The following is a 17,449-nucleotide window of genomic DNA, read 5'->3' on the forward strand; positions in this document are numbered from 1 at the left end:
AGAAGGGCAGCGAGATATGCGCGGGAGGATCTTGGCGGCGAGACGGCTCGGCTGGCTTGGGCAGCTGACCGGACTGCTCGGCGGAGTCGCCGTGGTGCTCCTGCTGACGACCGTGCTCGTCGACGTGACGCTACGGTTCGCTTTCAGCAAGCCGTTGCCGGGGACGATCGAGTACGTCTCCTTCTGGTACATGACGGCCATCGGCTTCCTGGGGCTCGCGCTAGCCGAGCGCCACGGCGAACACATCGACGCCCCAATCGTCTTTGACCGACTGCCGGGACCGATCCGGCGCGAACTGATCGTGATCGCCAAGGTGCTGTTCGCGGTGGTAATGATCGCCATCGCCGTGTGGGGCTGGGAGGAGGCCGTACGGCAGTGGGAAATCGGTGAACGTGGTGCGGCCGCTGGTGTGGTGCTCTGGCCGGCACGCTTTCTCGTGCCGCTGGGAGCGGCCGCCTGCGTCATCGAGATCGCCGCTGGCCTCCTCGTTCGGCAACACGTGTCGCGGTCCGATGAAAACATCTCATCAGGACAGGTGGCAGATGGCCGGAAATCAAAAACCGGCGAGTGGATGCTCAGGCTGTTGAACTACGGACTCCCTTGCCTGGTCACCGTTCTCATGTTCCAGGACCAGCGTCGTGAGACGATCGGCGCACTCGGGCTGGGGCTGATGCTGTGGTTGCTGGTGATGAAAATACCTGTCGCGATCGCCATGATCGCGTCTGGCGGTGTCGGCATCTGGGCGCTGACGGGGTTGGATGTCCTGGGATCGACATTTCGTACCGTACCGTTCTCCAGTGTCGCCAGCTGGCCATTGAGTGTAGTTCCCATGTTCGTCTTCATGGGATTGTTGCTGTGGCGTTCGGGAGCCACGGAGCGCCTCTACGATGCTTCCCGACATTGGCTCGGGTGGCTCCCGGGGGGCCTTGCCGTGGGTACCAACTTCGCCGGCGCGGGTCTGGCCTCCATCAGCGGATCCACCCTCGGCGTCACCTATGCGCTGGGCCGGATCGGTATTCCGGAAATGCTACGCCACAGCTATGACCCCCGCTTGGCCACAGCGACGATACTGATGGCGGGTACTGGTGGGCAGCTCATTCCCCCCAGTATCCTGCTGGTGATCTACGCGGGTATCGCATCCGTTCCGGTAGGCGTCCAGTTACTGGCCGGTCTACTCCCTGGGATAATTCTCACCCTGGTATATGGGATCCTGCTGGTGACCATCGGAGTCGCCGCCCCGCGCCTGGTCGGAAGATTCCCCGAGACCGACAGGGGCGCCATCCGCTCGTCCTGGCTTCAGCGTTGGGCGTCGCTGGGTCGAGTGTGGCCGTTGTTCGTGCTTGCGATTGGCATGCTCGGCGGTCTCTATCTGGGGTTCTTCACGGCAACTGAAGCCGGAGCCTTCGGCGCGGCTGGCGCCTTGCTTGTCGCGACATTGCGCCGGACTGGTATCCGATCGGCGGTCGGGAAGGCCCTCGGCGATACCGTGAAGACCTGTGGGGCGATCTTCGCGTTGATTATAGGCGCCACGGTTCTGAGCCGGTTTCTCACCTTGAGCGGTGTTGCCTCATGGATGGTGAGAACGGTCAGCGATCTGGACCTCAGTCGGTACCAATTCCTCTTTGCGCTGCTCGCCATGTATTTGATACTCGGCATGTTTCTCGACTCACTGACCATGATACTGGTCACCGTACCGATCCTGCTGCCGATACTTCAGTCGCTGGATGTCAGTCTCATCTGGTTCGGCGTGTTCGTTGTACTACTGGGCGAACTTGCGGTTGTCACTCCGCCAGTTGGAATGTTGACTTTTGTTGTGCACAAGATAACCCAAGCCAAGGATATCGGCATAAACCGCGAGATCAAACTCGGCGAAATCTATGCCGGGACATTGTGGTTTATTCCGATATCAATCGCGGTGCTCGTGCTGCTGATTTTTGTACCCGAGATCGCGGAGATTATCCCGCGAATGTCGGGGCAGTAAGTATCTGCCATGCGGAAGGTGTCGTGCGCAGGTTACCGCTCAACTGTTCCTGATAGAACGGCAACGCACTCTAGGAAGGAGCATCAAATGAGAGTAGCGAGTTCTCCGGCACGTGCTGGGAAGAAGCTGTATATCGTCGCCGTCGTCATGACCGTCATGATGGCTGCCTGCTCAACGGGGGGCGCCGATCGCGGCTCCGGCGCCGACCGGTTCGCCGACATACCTGAGATGACACTGCGGGTCCAGTCGGCGAATGCTCCGGACACGGCGCCGAGTAGGGCATTCACCGTCTGGCAGGAAGCGGTCGAAGAGGCGACAGATGGACGCTTGACCTTCGAGATGTTCTACGCCGGGGCTTTGGCGCCGCTTGACGAGGTTGAGGAGGCGCTTTCGTCAGGTCTGGTCGACATCGCAACGCACGTTCCCGCTTACAGCCCTGCCGAGTTTCCGCACGACAGTACCGTTCAGCGGTTGAATTCCCTGGTCGAGCCTGCTCCACTCGGTACGCTGCAAGGCCTCGGAGCGCAGACGGAGTTCGCGCTGGGCGGCTGGGCGGAGGATCAGTTCGCGGCACAGGGGCTCAAGCCACTTCTCGTGCCGGCCGCCATGATCTCGTCGATGCAACTCGTCTGCGGAGATGAGCCGGTGCGCTCTCTCGCTGAGGCTGAGGGGATCCGCGTCCGAGTACCGAGCGAGCATCACGGCACGGAGGCGACCGCGTTGGGCATGACACCTACCGCCACGACCAATGCTGAGCTGTACGAGGCCGTGCAGCGCGGCATTGTCGATTGTGCGGTGATGTCCCCGCAGGATGTTCGCGATCTCGGTCTGGTGGACGTGATCGACCACTGGATGCTGGACCAGCAGGCCGGCTTCAGCGGCTTCTCTTCGTTCCACCTGTCCATGTCGAAGTCCACATGGGACACCTTGCCTGTGGAGGCCCAGCGCGTGCTCTGGGACACCGCGGGGGAGGCGTACCTCCCCGCGATCACCGAGGGATACCTCAACGATGTCGCCGAGACGATGTCGCAGGCCGCCGATGCGGGAGTGCAGTTCCACTCGTGGCGGGATGATCTACGGGAGAGGATGCTCGCACACCAGAGTGCCGTCATCGACTCGGTCAGAGGCGAGAAGGACGACGGCGAGGCGGTCGTCGCAGGTGTTGTCGAGACGCACGAAAAGTGGGCGAAACTCGTACGCGACCTGGGCTATGAGACTCAGCTGGGCTCGTTCGAAACGTGGTCCTCCGGCTCGGCCGGGCAACTCCAGCTGGACAGTTTCATCGGAAGCGTCGTCGAGCTTCGAGAGGCCCACCGTCCATGAGGAAATTCAACTCCGACGACATCGCGGCCTCCACCCTTCCCGAACTGTTCGACCTCAGTGGGCATGTAGCACTCGTCACCGGGGCATCTCGTGGCATCGGCTTGGCGAGTGCGGCGCTGCTGGCCGAAGCCGGCGCCCGCGTCGTACTGGTAGCCAGGGACGAGGGACGGCTGGCTCTGGCGGCGGAGAAGCTGACCGCGATCGCCGGTGCGGATCGCGTGCACAAGTACTCGTGCAACGCGGGCAGCGCCGACCAGGTGGACGACACAATCGGCCGGGTTATGGCGGATCTGGGCAGGATCGACATCCTGGTCAACAATGCCGCGACCAACCCGTACTACGGGCCGATGTCGGGACTGGACATGCCGCGTGCGGAGAAAACCGCACAGGTGAACATGCTAGGGCCGATTCTCTGGATCCAGCAGGCATGGAGCGCATGGATGCGTGAGCACGGTGGTGTGGTCATCAACGTGGCATCCATCGGCCCATTCATCGTGGAACAGGGCGCCGGCATGTACGCGGCGACCAAAGCGGCGCTCATCCACCTCACCCGGCAGTTCGCGGCCGAGTTGGGCCCCGGGGTCCGGGTGAACGCGGTGGCTCCGGGGCTGGTCAAGACCGAGTTGTCCCGAACTCTGTGGGAAGACCGGGAGGACAGCATCGCCTCTGCCCTGCCGCTGGGAAGGTTGGGAGCTGCGCGCGACATCGCCGCTTCTGTGCTGTTCCTTTCCAGCGCGGCGTCGGCGTGGATGACAGGGCACACCATGGTGATCGATGGTGGGGCACTGGCCACGCCGCCAATCGGCGTGATCGGCCCTGGCGGTGCTGCGGTATCCAGAGCACCAGGAGGGGTCAGGCAATGGACTCGATGACGTGGATTCAGCGGAACGACTTGCTCCCGCACATTCTGCGACGTCGGGCCGAGGAAAGCCCCGACCGGGTGTACCTGCGGCACGTCGACGGCACGTCGCTGACCTACCGGGAGTCCTATGAGGCGAGCCTCCTGTGGGCGAATGCCCTGCGGGGAGTCGGGGTGACCGCCGGGGAGAACGTGCTGAGCCTGCTTCCCAACAGCCCGGACAGTTACCACATCTGGGTGGGCCTCTCCTGGCTCGGCGCCGTCGAAGTGAGCCTCAGCCCCGACTATCGCGGGCGAATGCTGAGCTACACGATCGGCACCGCAGACGCCAAACTGCTCATCGTTCCTGCTCATCTGTTGGGGAGGGTCGGCGAGGTGACGGATGAGTTGCCGTCCTTGCGGACCATAATCGTGGTCGGCTCTGACGACGTCAGCCTGCCGACGTTGCCGCAACGGCTGATTCGTTCCGCCGATCTCTGCTCCGGCGTCGCCCCATCCTTACCCGCTGGTGTTCACGAACCGGCTCCGTGGGACGTCTGCTGCATGATCTGGACGTCGGGTACGACCGGGCCGTCGAAAGGGGTGTTGGTTCCTTGGGCGGAGATGTACAGCTTCTGTCATGTTCTCAGCGGCGTGGTCGAAAATGGGGATAAGACCTATCATTTTCTTCCGCCGCATCACAACAGCGGGAAGGTGCTGTACTACGGTGCTGTTCTGCACGATATCCCCATGGTGATGCGGGAAACGTTTAGTGTATCGAGGTTCTGGTCAGATGTTCGAGACTACGAAGTCAGTCATGCGGTTCTATTCGAACCGATGCTGCGGATGCTGTTGAACGCTGCACCTCAGGCGGACGATGTGGACAATTCGCTGCGGCGAATCGGCACAGCGCCGGTGTCGGACCACCTGCCCGACTTCCTCCGGCGCTTCGGGCTCGAAGGTGCGAACACGTTCTACGGGATGACCGAGGTCGGCTTGCCATTCGCGTCCGACGGTATCGATCTCGCAAATCTTGACAGCTGTGGCGCACTCCGGGACGACTTTTATGAAGTTCGCGTGGTGGACGATCACGACTACCCGGTCGCGCCCGGTCAGGTTGGCGAGCTGATCATCCGCAGTCATCACCCGTGGATTATGAATGTTGGCTATTACGGAATGGCGGATCGGACTGCCGGCGCGTGGCTCAACGGGTGGTTTCACACCGGTGACGCTTTCCGTGTCGACGAGGCAGGCAACTACTACTTCGTCGACCGGTTGAAAGACGCCATACGCAGGCGTGGCGAGAACATCTCCAGCTTCGAGGTGGAGGCCTACGTCAACGAACATCCCGACGTGGCCGCCACCGCTGCCGTGGCAGCGCCGTCCGAACTGGGTGAGGATGAGGTGAAGGTTGTCGTCGTGCGGGTGGACGGCAGCAAACTGACGCCGGCGCAGTTGGTGAACTGGCTGATCCCACGGATGCCGCGGTTCATGCTTCCCCGATTCGTGGAGTTCGTTGATGACCTCCCCCGTACCGAGGCGACCTTTCGCACTCGCAAGGTCGAACTTCGCGAGCGTGGCAATTCCTCGTACACCTGGGACAGTGAGGCCGCCGGCGTCGTGGTTCCTCGCTAAGTCCCCATAAGGAAGCCCATAGACCGAATCATGCCGAAACAGGAAAGGGTATGTCATGCAACTCGCGATATCCTCGCGTGGCCAGACGTTTCTCGAACGCTTGACCCAGTTCATGGAGGAGTGGATCTACCCGTCGGAGGCCGTGTATAAAGAGCAGATCCTCAGGTCGGGAGACCCGAACCTTCAGCCGCCGATCATGGAGAAGCTCAAGGCGGAAGCCCGCGAACGGGGTTTGTGGAACCTTTTCCACCCTGACCCCAGATGGGGATCGGGTCTGTCCAACGTGGATTATGCCTACCTGGCCGAGGTGATGGGTCGAAGCTCCATCGCCCCCGAGGCTTGCAACTGCTCGGCACCGGACACGGGGAACATGGAGATCCTCAGTCGCTTCGGTTCTCAGGCGCAACAACTGGCCTGGCTGGAACCGCTATTGGCAGGCGAGATCCGCTCCGCGTTCTGCATGACAGAACCCGACGTGGCCAGTTCGGACGCCACCAACATTCGGACCAGTATCGAACGTGTCGGCGACGAGTACGTGATCAACGGCCGGAAGTGGTGGTCCAGCAATGTTCTCCATCCGAACTGCCGAGTGCTGCTCGTCTTGGGACAGACCGATCCGGATGCGCCGAGACACCGGAGACAGAGCATTGTCATCGTGCCGATCGACAGCCCAGGAGTCAAGGTACTTCGTGGCCTCAGCGTCTTCGGCTACCAGGATCAGGAGGGGCACGGGGAAGTGGAGTTCAATGATGTACGTGTTCCGATCGACAACCTGGTCGGCGTACCCGGTCAAGGATTCGAAATGGGCCAGGCCCGACTTGGCCCGGGCCGTATTCATCACTGCATGAGGGCGGTGGGCACGGCCGAACGGGCGCTCGAGCTCATGTGCGCTCGTGCGACATCCCGAACCACATTCGGCCGTCTGGTCTCCGACAACGCCAACATTCAAGACTGGATCGCGGAGTCGCGCGTGGAAATCGAGATGGTGCGGTTGCTGATTCTCAAGACGGCGTGGTTGGTGGACACCACGGGTAACAAGGATGCTCGAGTCGAGATCGCTGCAATCAAGGTCGCCGCACCACATATGGCGCTGCGAGTCCTCGATCGAGCGATTCAAGTCCACGGAGGCGGGGGAGTGTCCGGAGACTTCCCGCTCGCGGCGATGTGGGCATTTCAGCGGACGTTACGGATCGGCGACGGGCCTGACGAGGTGCACAAGAGGTCGATCGCCCGCCGGGAACTGGCTCCGTGGCTGGAGCCACGGCGAGCGGACCTCGGATGAAGCCATCCATGCTCGATTTCGTCCAACTGCCCGGACCCTCCGGCACGCTGAGCTGACAAGGAGATGATCATGCGAGTTCGCCAAGTGACGTTGGCCGCGCGCAACCCACAGCCCGTGATCGACGACCTGCGCTACGTCTTCGGTATCGAGGTAAGCCTGTGTGAGACCGACATGATCGACTTGTGGGGCCCTGAAATGGTCGACGAGTTCGGTCTTTCCACCTCGGTCCTTCCGGTGGGCGACACCTTCCTCGAGGTCATCTCACCCACCCGAGCGGACGCCCCTGCGGCACGCTACTTGACCAGTCGTGGCGGTGACACCGGCTATATGGTGATCATTCAGTGCACGGCCATCGAGGAGGCTCGAATCCGGGCCGCGCAGCTCGGTATCCGCGAGGTGTGGGAAGGACCGCTCGACAACGTCCGATCCATTCACCTCGATCCCCGTGACACCGGTGGTGCGTTGCTCTCTCTCGAAGAGACTGACGAAGTCGAGGACTGGCCATGGGCAGGTCCGAACTGGCGAGAACATGCTCACACGGACGGAGTCACCGAGATCACCGGCGTCGACATCACGGCCGTCGCGCCTGGCAAGACAGCGTCGCGGTGGGGAGAACTTCTGGGCCGGCCAGTGCGCACGGAGGAGGGTGCCGACACGGTCCTGGTCACTGGCGGCAGTATCAGGTTCGTCGAAAACGCCGACCACGGCAGGGAGGGTCTCAGCGGCATCGAGCTACGATGCCCGGACCCGGACACGGTTCGCCAGCGTGCCGCTCGTCGTGATCTCGCGATCGACCGGGATGGCAGGATCGAAATTGGCGGTGTGGCCTTCCGGCTCGGTGACGGCGCGCCAGGATCATGACGTGAACGCGGATCAGAACAAACGGCTCATCACGGAGTGGAAAGCCGGCAGCCCAGCCGTTTCGCGATTTCCGTGAGTGCCCGGCCCAGGGGCAGGTCCACCCTGAGTAGGGCATGCGCGTCCCCGCGCGTCCGATCGTGGTTGACGATCAACACCGGCGTGCCTGCCCGGGCAGCCTGGCGGACGAACCGCAGGCCCGACATCACGGTCAACGATGAGCCGAGGACCAGTAGCGCGCTCGCGTTGTCGACGAGGCGGCGGCACTCGTCCACTCGGGGCCGGGGCACGTTCTCCCCGAAGAACACCACGTCCGGCTTCAGTGCCCCGGCTTCGCAGTCGGCGCAGGGCACCAGCCGGAATCCGTGGACCACGTCGTCCGGAAGGTCGACGTCGCCGTCGGGGTTGAGCCGGGTGGCTTCGGCGGCGAACGACGGGTTCGCCGCGCGCAGGCGAGCATCGAGGATCTCGCGTGAACTGGTGCGACGACAGGCGAGGCAGACGACGCGATCGAGATTTCCGTGTAGCTCGATCACGTCCGTCGCACCCGCGGCTTGGTGGAGACCGTCGACGTTCTGGGTGATGATTCCGGAAAGGTAACCGTGTTTTCGCAGTGCCGCCACCGCCCGATGCCCCGTGTTCGGCCGTGCCCGCGCGATGCTTCGCCAGCCGAGGTGACTGCGGGCCCAGTACCGGCGCCTGCCCTCCTCGTCGGCGACGAACTCCTGGTAGGTCATCGGGGTGTGCCTTCGCAGGCTGCCCTCGTTGCCGCGGTAGTCGGGAATACCGGACTCGGTGGACAGGCCCGCGCCGCTGAGGACCACGACGTCGCCCGCGCCGACCTTGCGCACGACCTCGCCCAGTTCGGTGGTCCGGGGCGCGGGTTGCCCGGTCGGAGTCCAGCTGAGGGTGGGCCGCATCAACACCAGTCCAGTTTACGGTCTCCGCCGCCGAGCAGGACCTGCGCGCTGTTGCAACATCCCTGCGCCCGGATGGAACCGCAGTGCACGTGCCGCTTCTACCGTCGCTGTCAAGCCAACCGGACGGCGTGGATCGCGGCCGGAGTCATGGATCGGAAGGAGTGCTGATGCGCAGGGTAGTCATGGGGCACAACGAGGCAGGCAAGGCCGAGGTGCTCGCCGACGAGAACGTGGAGCCGATCACCGTCGCCATGCTGCCGGGGGTGGAGTTGCATCGGGTGTGGGAGCTCGACGAGCACCCGAGCCTCCCGGTGACCAAGGCGCAGAGTGCGCAGGCCGGCACCTACTTCCCTGGGCCCGATGGCGTGCGGTTCGGCTTCGTGACCATCCCGCCGGGGCTGTCCTACGAGCCTCCTGCGGATGTGCCCGCGGAGCTCCTGGAGGCGGCTGCCGCCGAGGCGGAGGCGAAGCTGCCGGGAATGGCGGCGACGTTCGACCAGGACCGGCCGGGGGTGCACACCACGCACACCGTCGACTACATCGTCGTGGTGTCGGGGGAGGGCCGGATGCAGACCGATGACGGTGTCGAGGTGCGCCTGCGCGCGGGTGAATGCCTGATCCAGAACGGCACTCCGCACGCCTGGTTCAACGACGGCGATCAGCCGTTCGTTGTCGCCTACACCATCTGTGGTGCTCGGTGAGGCCGCGCTCGGGCGCCGGGGCACGGAAGCGGGACACGGGACCGCGATGAGTGTGCTCGACCGGTTCCGGCTCGACGGCGAGGTCGCGATCGTCACCGGTGCCTCGGCGGGGCTCGGTGTCCATATCGCCCGTGCTCTGGCGGAGGCGGGCGCCGACGTGGTGCTCGGTGCTCGCCGTGTGGACCGGCTCGCTCGCACGGCCACCCTCGTCGAGGACACCGGAAGGAAGGCCGTGTGCGTCGCCACCGATGTCACCGACCCGGCCGACTGCCGTCGGCTGGCCGAGACCGCCGCGACGCTCGGACAGGTGGGCGTGCTGGTCAACAATGCCGGTATCGCCGCTGCCGTGCCCGCCAGCCGGGAGACCACCGAGCAGTTCCGTTCGGTGGTCGAGGTCAACCTGATGGGCGCGTACTGGATGAGCCAGGCAGCCGCCGCGGTCATGACGGAAGGCGGCTCGATCGTCAACATCTCCAGCGTGCTGGGTTTGGTCACCGCGGGTCTGCCCCAGGCGGCTTACACGGCGTCCAAGGCCGGCCTGCTGGGGCTGACCCGCGACCTGGCAGCGCAGTGGAGCAGCCGCAAGCGGATCCGCGTCAACGCGATCGCCCCCGGCTACTTCCCGACGGAGATGGGCGAGGCCTACCCGGAGGGGTACGTCGAAGGACTTCTTGCGGCACGGCCGATCCCACGCGTCGGAGACGGCGAGGAACTGGCGGCCGCCGTGGTGTTTCTCGCCTCCGCGGCAGCGGGGTACGTCACCGGAGCCACGCTCGTCGTCGACGGCGGCCTGACTATCAGCTGAGGAGCGACCGGTGGTGAAATTCGGGTACAAGGCGTCGGCGGAGCAGTTCGGGCCACGGGAACTGGTGGAGTATGCCGTGCTGGCCGAACAGGTGGGGCTGGACAGCGTCTGGGTGTCCGACCACTTTCAGCCCTGGCGGCACAAGGGCGGGCACGCGCCGTTCTCGTTGTCGTGGTTGGCGGCGGTGGGCGAACGGACGTCCCGGGTGCTGCTGGGCACGAGTGTGTTGACGGCGACGTTCCGGTACAACCCGTCCGTGGTGGCGCAGGCGTTCGGCACACTGGGTTGCCTCTACCCGGGACGCGTCGCGCTCGGCGTCGGCACCGGAGAGGCGCTCAACGAGGTGGCGGTGTCCCGGCTGGAATGGCCCGCGTTCCAGGAGCGGTTCGCGCGGCTGCGTGAGTCGGTGGAACTGATGCGGGCACTGTGGCGTGACGAGCGGGTGACGTTCGACGGCGAGTACTACCAGACGCACGACGCCACCGTGTACGACCGGCCCGACGGCGGTGTGCCCATCTACGTCGCCGCCGGCGGCCCGGTGGTGGCGAAGTACGCGGGCCGGTCGGGAGACGGGTTCATCTGCACCAGCGGCAAGGGGATGGATCTCTATACCGAGAAGCTGCTGCCCGCGTTCACCACCGGCGCAGATTCCTGCGGACGCGACGCACACGAGCTGGACCGGATGATCGAGATCAAGCTGTCCTACGACCCGGATCCCGAGCTGGCCCTGGCGAACACCCGGTTCTGGGCGCCGCTGGCGTTGTCGGCCGAGCAGAAGCACGGCCTGGCCGATCCCGTGGAGATGGAGCGAGCGGGTGACGACTTGCCGATCGAGCAGGTCGCCAGCCGCTGGATCGTGGCCTCGCATCCGGACGAGGTGGTCGAGCAGATCACGCCGTATCTGGATGCCGGGTTCACCCACCTGGTGTTCCACGGGCCCGGTCACGACCAGACCCGCTTTCTTACGACATTCGCCGATCAGGTGCTGCCGAAGTTGAGGGCACTGTGCTGAGTGCGGACGAGCGCGCTGCCTGCTGACCATGCCGCTGGACCGGACATCCGTTACCGGAGCCCCGGCGAGGAGCCGGTAACGGCCATTGGCTGAGCGGGGCGCCCGTCCCAGGCGCTGACCAGTGCGTGGGTCCGGGCGCCGAGCCCGAGTGCGGTCGCCTCGAGCAGATCGGCGGCGGTGTCCACATCGCACCGCAACCTGGGCCAGCTGCCGTCGAGCGGGACAGCACCGGTGGCCCGATGGGCGGACGCGGATCCGGCACCGAATCGGGGCTGCAGCTGTTGTCCGGCGCCGGTGAGCAGCAGCGCCGTTCCGGTGCCATGCCGATCGGTACACATCGCGCGACGGCCGCGGGCAGCGTCGACACAGGCGTCCAGCTCGTCGGGACGCAACGCGGGAAGATCAGCCAGCAGCACTCCTACGTTGGCGTGTGCATCCGCGCCGCGCAGGAAAAAGTGTCCGAAGGAGAGGGAGGCGTTCAGATCTCCCTCCTGGGTGTCACGCAGCCCGATCGCGCCGAGAGCGGCGACCGTGGCCAGCACCTCGGGATCCGGGGTCACCACGACAGCGCGTCGCACCCGTGCGGCGCGGAGTGCGGCGTCGATCGTGTCGGTCACGATCGCGAGTACGAGAGCGCGGTGTCTGTCGAGATCGTCGTGCCCGAGCGAACGGTAGAGCCGAGACTTGCCTTCGTCCAGTGACTTCACCGGAACAACAAGGTCTACTGTGGATTCCGCGGAATCTTGGTGCACCGTTTGACCTCCACGATCCGCTCTGCTGTCAAGGCGGACCACGGCGTGGTGTCCATACCGCCTGCCGTCGTCATCCACGCAGTTGTCTCGGGCATACGCCGAAGCGCTGCCGGAACGCGTTGCTGAAGGCACTGAGTGAGGAGAAGCCCAACCGGTGCGCCATGTCGGTAACGGTCCACTGACGGTATGCGGGACTCTGCAGGCGTTCCTTGGCCAGTTGGAGGCGTTCCTCCTTGATCAGCTCGCGCGGAGTGGTGCCCGTGTGCTGCAGGGCGAGTTGGACCTGACGTAGCGACCAGCCCAGGGCGTGGGCCATCGAACGGCCGTTGAGATCGGCGTCCTCGGCGTGTTCGCGTACGTAGCGGCGGACCACGTTCGCCACCTCGGCCAGATGCGGAGGAGCGGTGGGGCGGTCGTCGCCGAGGATGAGCATGCACAGCAGTTCGACGAGCCGATCGGCCACCGCGTCGAACTGCGTCGGAGTGAGGTTCGCCCGCTCCTGGTACAGGCCGACGGCCAGATTGCCGACCACCCGCCCCAGTCCGGTCGTCAGATCCAGACCGGTGGCCACCGGTGCGGAGCTGTTCAACCGTTGGTCCACCTCTCTGCGAGGGATGGTCATGACGACGCCTCGTGTGCCCGCGCTCTGGGTGAACAGGAACGGTTGGTCCATCGTCATCAGACCGGATGCGCCGGGCGACAGCCGCGCCTCCCTGCCGTGCTGGCGTACGGCGATCTGGCCGTTCAGCGGCAGCAGTAGCCGGTAGTCCTCGTCGGTGTCGCGGCGTATCTGACCGGCGCTGCGGTGATAGACCAGCGCATCGCATGTCCAGTCCACCAGCTGGTAGCCGTTGGTTCGCCTGCAGACCACCTGGCCGTGGAAGTTCTGCCGACTGGCGAACTCATAGCTCATCCGGCAGTGGAACGAGTTGACCAGCTCACTCCAGAAGTCGGCCCGCTCAGGCGGCGGCACCGACTGCGTGGTCGACGATTCGACCACAACGACACCATGTCCCACGTACCGAGCTCCCTCGTGGTCAGGTTCTTTCCGACGTGCATCCGTGCTCACCTCTCGCTCGGCGGGAGGCGATACCGCATATTAGGCCTTGTTGCTCCAGGTCAACTGTGGTCGGCCGGTCGACGCTGAAGAGCTGCGCGTGTGCGCAACATCACTGCGTCCCGGTGCAACCGGACAGCCCGCGCTTGACGACTTCCCGTCGTGCCGACCACTGCAAGGCCGGTGCGTCCACGGATGGTGGCAGCACGAGGGGTCGCACCGCCCTGGGCCGCTGGTCAAAGATCCAGTGGCGGGTGGCGCGCGGCCCAGGGCCGTGCCTGCTCGAGTTGCGCGGCCAGTCGCAGCAGCGCGCCGTCGGCTCCGAGACGCCCGACGAACTGGGTGCCGATCGGCAGGCCGTCGGCGGTCCAGTGCAGTGGCACACTCATCGCGGGCCGTCCGGTGAGGTTCGCCAGCTGTGTGTAGGGAACCCAGCTCAGGTTGTCCTGGATGAGCCGTTCGACGATCGGGGTGTGCCGTAGCAGGCCGGCGGCTCCGGCGGTCAGCAGTCCCCGCTGTATCGCACGCACCGGAGCCGGGGTGTCGAACGCGCCGATCTTCGGCGGCGGGGTCGCCGTGGTTGGGGTGAGCAGCAGGTCGTACTTCTCGTGGAACTGGGCGAGCCGACGGGTGTGCTCGTGGCGCCGTTCGATGGCGTGGACCAGGTCGACCGGGTTGGTCGCGCGGCCCAGCGCCGCCATGGTCCTGGTGTCGAGTTCGAAGGCCGCGTCACCGGCGCCGCTGACGGCTTTGCACTGAGCCATCGAGTGCGCGCAGTTGACGAACCAGCTGGTCAGGAAGTCCTTGGCCAGGGTGGCATCGTCGAGTGGGGGCGTCTCGAGTTCGACCACCTCGTGTCCCAGTTCGGTGAGCAGGGCAGCGGCCGTTCGCGCGGCGGCGACGGCCTCGGGGTGTGGACTCGGGTTGATGGCGCTGGCGGTGCACAACCCGATGCGCAACTGGCCCGGCTCCCGGCCGACCTCGTCCGCGAACGGCGTCGCCGGCCCGGCCGCGAGAAACGGAGACAACGACGTGGGCCCGGAGAGCACATCCAGCATCGCCGCGGTGTCCCGGACCGACCGAGAGATGACGCCGTCGGTGGCGGTGCCGCCGAGGCCCTCGGCATGTGCGGGACCCGCGGGAATGAGCCCACGAGACGGCTTGAGGCCGAACAGCCCGCAGGCCGATGCGGGAATCCGGATAGAACCGCCGCCGTCGCTGGCTCCCGCGCACGGCACGATGCCCGCCGCGACGGCCGCGGCCGCACCGCCCGAGGACCCGCCCGGCGTGTGCCGGGTGTTCCACGGGTTGCGCGCCGGACCGTACAGCTCGGGTTCGGTGATGCCTTTGGCCCCGAACTCGGGTGTGTTGGTCTTGCCGAAGACGACCAGCCCAGCGTCGAGCCAGCGCTGGACCACGGTGGCGGTCTCGGTGGCGGGCACCGACGCCATCGAGCGGGACCCGCCGCTGGTCGGCTGACCAGCCAGGTCCTGGTGCAGGTCCTTGAGCAGGAACGGAACCCCGGCGAACGGCGCGTCCGGTGGGGTGGTGGGTGGTTCCACCGAGCGCACGACGGCGTTGATCCGGGGGTTCACCCGCTCGAGGCGGGCACGCGCCGCCTCGAGCAGCTCCGCCGGGGTGGTCTTGCCGTCGCGGACCAGGCCGGCCAAGCCGACGGCGTCGTAGCTCGGGTAGTCGTCCATGCGGTGATCCTGCCAGCTTGTCGGGGCTACTGCTCTAACCTTGAGGGCCTGCTCATACTGGAGGGAGACCCATGTCCGACATCGAAACCCGCGTTCTCGAGGTACCGGGTGCGCGCCTGCGGTACGACATCCGCGGTGACCTTTCGGCGCCCGGCGCCGCCGAGCGCGCCGTGTTCCTGATCGGCACGCCGATGGACGCGGCCGGGTTCGGATCGCTGGCCGGTTACCTCACCGACCGACCCGTGGTGACCTACGACCCGCGGCACGTCGGCCGCAGCGAGCGGACGGACGACGCCGAGGTCACACCGGACGTGCACGCCGACGACGTCCACCGGGTGATCAACGATCTGGGCCTGCCCGCGGTGAACCTCTTCGGCAGCAGCGGGGGCGCGATCACCGGGCTCGCCCTGGTCGCCAACCATCCCGAGCAGGTCCGGATCCTTGTCGCGCACGAGCCTCCCACCGTGTCGGTGCTGCCCGACCGAGAGCAACTCGAGGCGGCGTGCCGCGACATCCACCAGACGTACCAGCGCGACGGCATGGGGCCGGCGATGGCCAAGTTCATCGCGCTGACCAGCCACACCGGTGAGCTGCCGAAGGACTGGTCCGATCGGCCCGCGCCGGATCCCGCGCTGTTCGGGCTGCCCTCCGAGGATGACGGCAGCCGGAACGATCCGCTTCTGGGTGGCGCCATGCTCACCGTGCCGACCTACGAGCTCGACTTCGACGCCTTGGCGGCAGCGTCCTCGACGATCTTCCTGGCCGCGGGCACGGAATCCGAGGGCCAGATGACCGCACGGGCACCGAGCGTCATTGCCGATCGCCTCGGCTCCGAGCTGGTGTTGTTCCCCAGCCATCACGGTGGATTCCTGGGCGACGAGTACGGGATGCCCGGACAACCGGCCGAGTTCGCCGAGAAGCTGAAAGAACTGCTGGACGTCCCGTGACGCCCGGCGGTGAAGAGTCCGGTGTGGAGGGACACGGTCGAACGTACACAGTGGATTCCTGATCGCCGCGGAGTGGGAGTCCCCGTGGCCGGTCGTCGCTGCCCCTGGCCTTCGCCCACAGATCGTGGCTGGCAGGATGGCCGCGGGTCCACCAGACCGATGTGACGAAGGAGTGAGGCATGGACGCCCTGAACGAGGCCATCGGCGCCGTCAACGACGTCTTCTGGACCTACCTGGTCATTCCGCTACTCGTGCTGGTCGGTGTCTACTTCACCGTGCGGTCCAAGGCGGTGCAGATTCGGCTGCTGCCCGATATGGTCCGCGACCTCCGGAGCGCGCCGGAGGTCGCGCCGGACGGCAAGAAGGCGATCTCGGCCTTCCAGGCGTTCTCCATCTCGGCGGCGGCAAGGGTGGGTACGGGCAACATCGCCGGCGTGGCGATCGCCATCGCCCTCGGTGGTCCCGGGGCGGTGTTCTGGATGTGGCTGATGGGGCTGATCATGGGCTCGGCCGCGTTCGTGGAGTCCACGTTGGCCCAGTTGTTCAAGGTCCGCCATTCCACCGGCTACCGTGGCGGACCCGCGTACTACATGCAACACGGGCTGCGGGCCCGCTGGATGGGCGTCCTGTTCGCCGTGGTGATCATCTTCACCTTCGGCTTCGCGTTCGTCATGGTGCAGTCCAACAGCATCGCCGCTGCGATCTCCAACTCGGTGAGCACGGCGACCGGGCAGGACGCGGCCGGCTGGCTGGCACCGCTGGTGGGCGGCACGCTGGTCGTGCTGGTGGCCATCGTGGTGTTCGGCGGGGTGCGGCGGATCGCGCACGTCGCGCAGATGACCGTGCCGTTCATGGCGCTGATCTACCTGGTCCTCGGGATCGTCGTCGTCGCGATGAACATCGAACAGGTGCCTACCGTGTTCGGCGACATCGTCGGCGCCGCGTTCGGCATCCGGGAGATCGGTGCGGCCGGGGTGGGCACCGCGATCATGATGGGTGTGCGTCGCGGGCTTTTCTCCAACGAGGCCGGGATGGGATCGGCGCCCAATGCCGGCGCGACCGCGGCGGTGAGCCACCCGGTGAAGCAGGGGCTGGCGCAGACCTTCGGTATCTACTTCGACACGCTGTTCGTCTGCTCGATCACCGCGTTCATCATCCTGGTCTCCAACCCCACCTACGGCGAAGAGGTCGGTGCACAGCTCACCCAGAACGCACTGGAGGCCAACCTCGGCTCGTGGGCACTGCACCTGCTCACGGTGATCATCTTTCTGCTGGCGTTCACGTCGGTGCTCGGCAACTTCTACTACAGCGAGTCGAACCTGGTCTTCCTGACCAACAGCCGGACGGCGCTGACGGTGCTGCGCCTGGTGATTGTCGGGATGCTGTTCCTCGGCGCGGTGGCCTCGCTCGACGTGGTGTGGAGTGTGGCCGATGTGACCATGGGGGTGATGGCCGTGATCAACCTGGTCGCGATCGCGCCGCTGGGTGCGCTCGCGCTGCGGCTGTTGAAGGACTACCAGGAGCAGCGCAAGCAGGGGCTCGACCCGGTGTTCACCCGCGACCGGCTGCCCGACATCGAGGGCGTGCAGTGCTGGGAAAGCGATCGGGTGCGCGACACCTCCGCGGTGTCCTGAG

General features: G+C 65.7%; 15 protein-coding genes. 11 read left to right on the forward strand and 4 right to left on the reverse strand.

All coding sequences use genetic code 11. The features are described 5' to 3' along the window. Positions 1 to 31 precede the first annotated feature (31 nt). The 6 genes from BM199_RS17805 (at position 32) to BM199_RS17830 (ending at position 7,920) form a co-directional block, all read left to right on the forward strand. Positions 32 to 1,981, forward strand: coding sequence for a TRAP transporter large permease (locus BM199_RS17805; RefSeq protein WP_177242669.1), 1,950 nt, complete (start codon positions 32 to 34; stop codon positions 1,979 to 1,981). A gap of 9 nt (positions 1,982 to 1,990) precedes the next feature. Further along, complete coding sequence (gene dctP, locus BM199_RS17810; protein ID WP_091674384.1) at positions 1,991 to 3,304, forward strand: TRAP transporter substrate-binding protein DctP; 1,314 nt, start codon at positions 1,991 to 1,993, stop codon at positions 3,302 to 3,304. After that, positions 3,301 to 4,176: an SDR family oxidoreductase gene (locus BM199_RS17815; RefSeq protein WP_091674385.1), complete on the forward strand. Its 876-nt coding sequence runs from the start codon at positions 3,301 to 3,303 to the stop codon at positions 4,174 to 4,176. Before dctP ends, BM199_RS17815 begins: the two co-directional genes overlap by 4 nt. Beyond that, entirely contained in the window at positions 4,164 to 5,777 is a 1,614-nt protein-coding gene (locus tag BM199_RS17820) for an AMP-binding protein (RefSeq protein WP_091674386.1), read from the forward strand. Before BM199_RS17815 ends, BM199_RS17820 begins: the two co-directional genes overlap by 13 nt. Positions 5,778 to 5,832: 55 nt before the next feature. Continuing rightward, positions 5,833 to 7,059: an acyl-CoA dehydrogenase family protein gene (locus tag BM199_RS17825; protein ID WP_091674387.1), complete on the forward strand. Its 1,227-nt coding sequence runs from the start codon at positions 5,833 to 5,835 to the stop codon at positions 7,057 to 7,059. A 69-nt stretch (positions 7,060 to 7,128) separates the two neighbouring features. Next, a complete protein-coding gene (locus BM199_RS17830) occupies positions 7,129 to 7,920 on the forward strand; it encodes a VOC family protein (RefSeq protein ID WP_143101855.1) in 792 nt (263 codons plus the stop codon). Positions 7,921 to 7,949: 29 nt separating this feature from the next. Here the strand turns inward: BM199_RS17830 and BM199_RS17835 are convergent, their stop codons facing one another. After that, positions 7,950 to 8,837, reverse strand: a complete 888-nt coding sequence (locus BM199_RS17835) for an NAD-dependent protein deacetylase (protein WP_091674389.1) — start codon at positions 8,835 to 8,837, stop codon at positions 7,950 to 7,952. Between the two features lie 167 nt (positions 8,838 to 9,004). Here BM199_RS17835 and BM199_RS17840 point away from each other — a divergent pair, with 167 nt between their 5' ends. The 3 genes from BM199_RS17840 to fgd are packed head-to-tail and all read left to right on the forward strand — an operon-like array spanning position 9,005 to position 11,355. Continuing rightward, a complete protein-coding gene (locus BM199_RS17840) occupies positions 9,005 to 9,538 on the forward strand; it encodes a cupin domain-containing protein (protein WP_091674390.1) in 534 nt (177 codons plus the stop codon). A gap of 46 nt (positions 9,539 to 9,584) precedes the next feature. Further along, positions 9,585 to 10,343, forward strand: a complete 759-nt coding sequence (locus tag BM199_RS17845) for an SDR family NAD(P)-dependent oxidoreductase (protein WP_091674481.1) — start codon at positions 9,585 to 9,587, stop codon at positions 10,341 to 10,343. A 10-nt stretch (positions 10,344 to 10,353) separates the two neighbouring features. Continuing rightward, positions 10,354 to 11,355 (forward strand): glucose-6-phosphate dehydrogenase (coenzyme-F420), encoded by a 1,002-nt coding sequence (gene fgd, locus BM199_RS17850; RefSeq protein WP_218160357.1) that lies wholly within the window; start codon positions 10,354 to 10,356, stop codon positions 11,353 to 11,355. A 50-nt stretch (positions 11,356 to 11,405) separates the two neighbouring features. Here the strand turns inward: fgd and cofC are convergent, their stop codons facing one another. The 3 genes from cofC to BM199_RS17865 form a co-directional block, all read right to left on the reverse strand. Beyond that, positions 11,406 to 12,107: a 2-phospho-L-lactate guanylyltransferase gene (gene cofC, locus BM199_RS17855; protein WP_091674391.1), complete on the reverse strand. Its 702-nt coding sequence runs from the start codon at positions 12,105 to 12,107 to the stop codon at positions 11,406 to 11,408. 70 nt (positions 12,108 to 12,177) lie between these two features. Further along, positions 12,178 to 13,107 (reverse strand): AraC family transcriptional regulator, encoded by a 930-nt coding sequence (locus BM199_RS17860; protein ID WP_218160358.1) that lies wholly within the window; start codon positions 13,105 to 13,107, stop codon positions 12,178 to 12,180. Between the two features lie 293 nt (positions 13,108 to 13,400). After that, a complete protein-coding gene (locus BM199_RS17865; RefSeq protein WP_091674392.1) occupies positions 13,401 to 14,867 on the reverse strand; it encodes an amidase in 1,467 nt (488 codons plus the stop codon). Between the two features lie 71 nt (positions 14,868 to 14,938). Here BM199_RS17865 and BM199_RS17870 point away from each other — a divergent pair, with 71 nt between their 5' ends. Both BM199_RS17870 and BM199_RS17875 read left to right on the forward strand, forming a co-directional pair. Beyond that, positions 14,939 to 15,814 (forward strand): alpha/beta fold hydrolase, encoded by an 876-nt coding sequence (locus BM199_RS17870; RefSeq protein WP_091674393.1) that lies wholly within the window; start codon positions 14,939 to 14,941, stop codon positions 15,812 to 15,814. 179 nt (positions 15,815 to 15,993) lie between these two features. Beyond that, positions 15,994 to 17,448 (forward strand): alanine/glycine:cation symporter family protein, encoded by a 1,455-nt coding sequence (locus BM199_RS17875; RefSeq protein ID WP_091674394.1) that lies wholly within the window; start codon positions 15,994 to 15,996, stop codon positions 17,446 to 17,448. Position 17,449 lies beyond the last annotated feature (1 nt).

The sequence above is a fragment of the Amycolatopsis marina genome (assembly GCF_900111885.1).
In the GTDB taxonomy this organism is placed as follows: domain Bacteria; phylum Actinomycetota; class Actinomycetes; order Mycobacteriales; family Pseudonocardiaceae; genus Amycolatopsis; species Amycolatopsis marina.

Excerpts from the sequence above, each read along its gene's own strand:
- dctP (WP_091674384.1), top strand. The coding sequence starts at position 1,991 with ATGCGGAAGGTGTCGTGCGCAGGTTACCGCTCAACTGTTCCTGATAGA.
- BM199_RS17830 (WP_143101855.1), top strand. The coding sequence starts at position 7,129 with ATGCGAGTTCGCCAAGTGACGTTGGCCGCGCGCAACCCACAGCCCGTG.
- BM199_RS17835 (WP_091674389.1), bottom strand. The coding sequence starts at position 8,837 with ATGCGGCCCACCCTCAGCTGGACTCCGACCGGGCAACCCGCGCCCCGG.
- BM199_RS17840 (WP_091674390.1), top strand. The coding sequence starts at position 9,005 with ATGCGCAGGGTAGTCATGGGGCACAACGAGGCAGGCAAGGCCGAGGTG.
- BM199_RS17845 (WP_091674481.1), top strand. The coding sequence starts at position 9,585 with ATGAGTGTGCTCGACCGGTTCCGGCTCGACGGCGAGGTCGCGATCGTC.
- BM199_RS17870 (WP_091674393.1), top strand. The coding sequence starts at position 14,939 with ATGTCCGACATCGAAACCCGCGTTCTCGAGGTACCGGGTGCGCGCCTG.
- BM199_RS17865 (WP_091674392.1), bottom strand. The coding sequence starts at position 14,867 with ATGGACGACTACCCGAGCTACGACGCCGTCGGCTTGGCCGGCCTGGTC.
- BM199_RS17820 (WP_091674386.1), top strand. The coding sequence starts at position 4,164 with ATGGACTCGATGACGTGGATTCAGCGGAACGACTTGCTCCCGCACATT.
- BM199_RS17815 (WP_091674385.1), top strand. The coding sequence starts at position 3,301 with ATGAGGAAATTCAACTCCGACGACATCGCGGCCTCCACCCTTCCCGAA.
- BM199_RS17825 (WP_091674387.1), top strand. The coding sequence starts at position 5,833 with ATGCAACTCGCGATATCCTCGCGTGGCCAGACGTTTCTCGAACGCTTG.
- BM199_RS17875 (WP_091674394.1), top strand. The coding sequence starts at position 15,994 with ATGGACGCCCTGAACGAGGCCATCGGCGCCGTCAACGACGTCTTCTGG.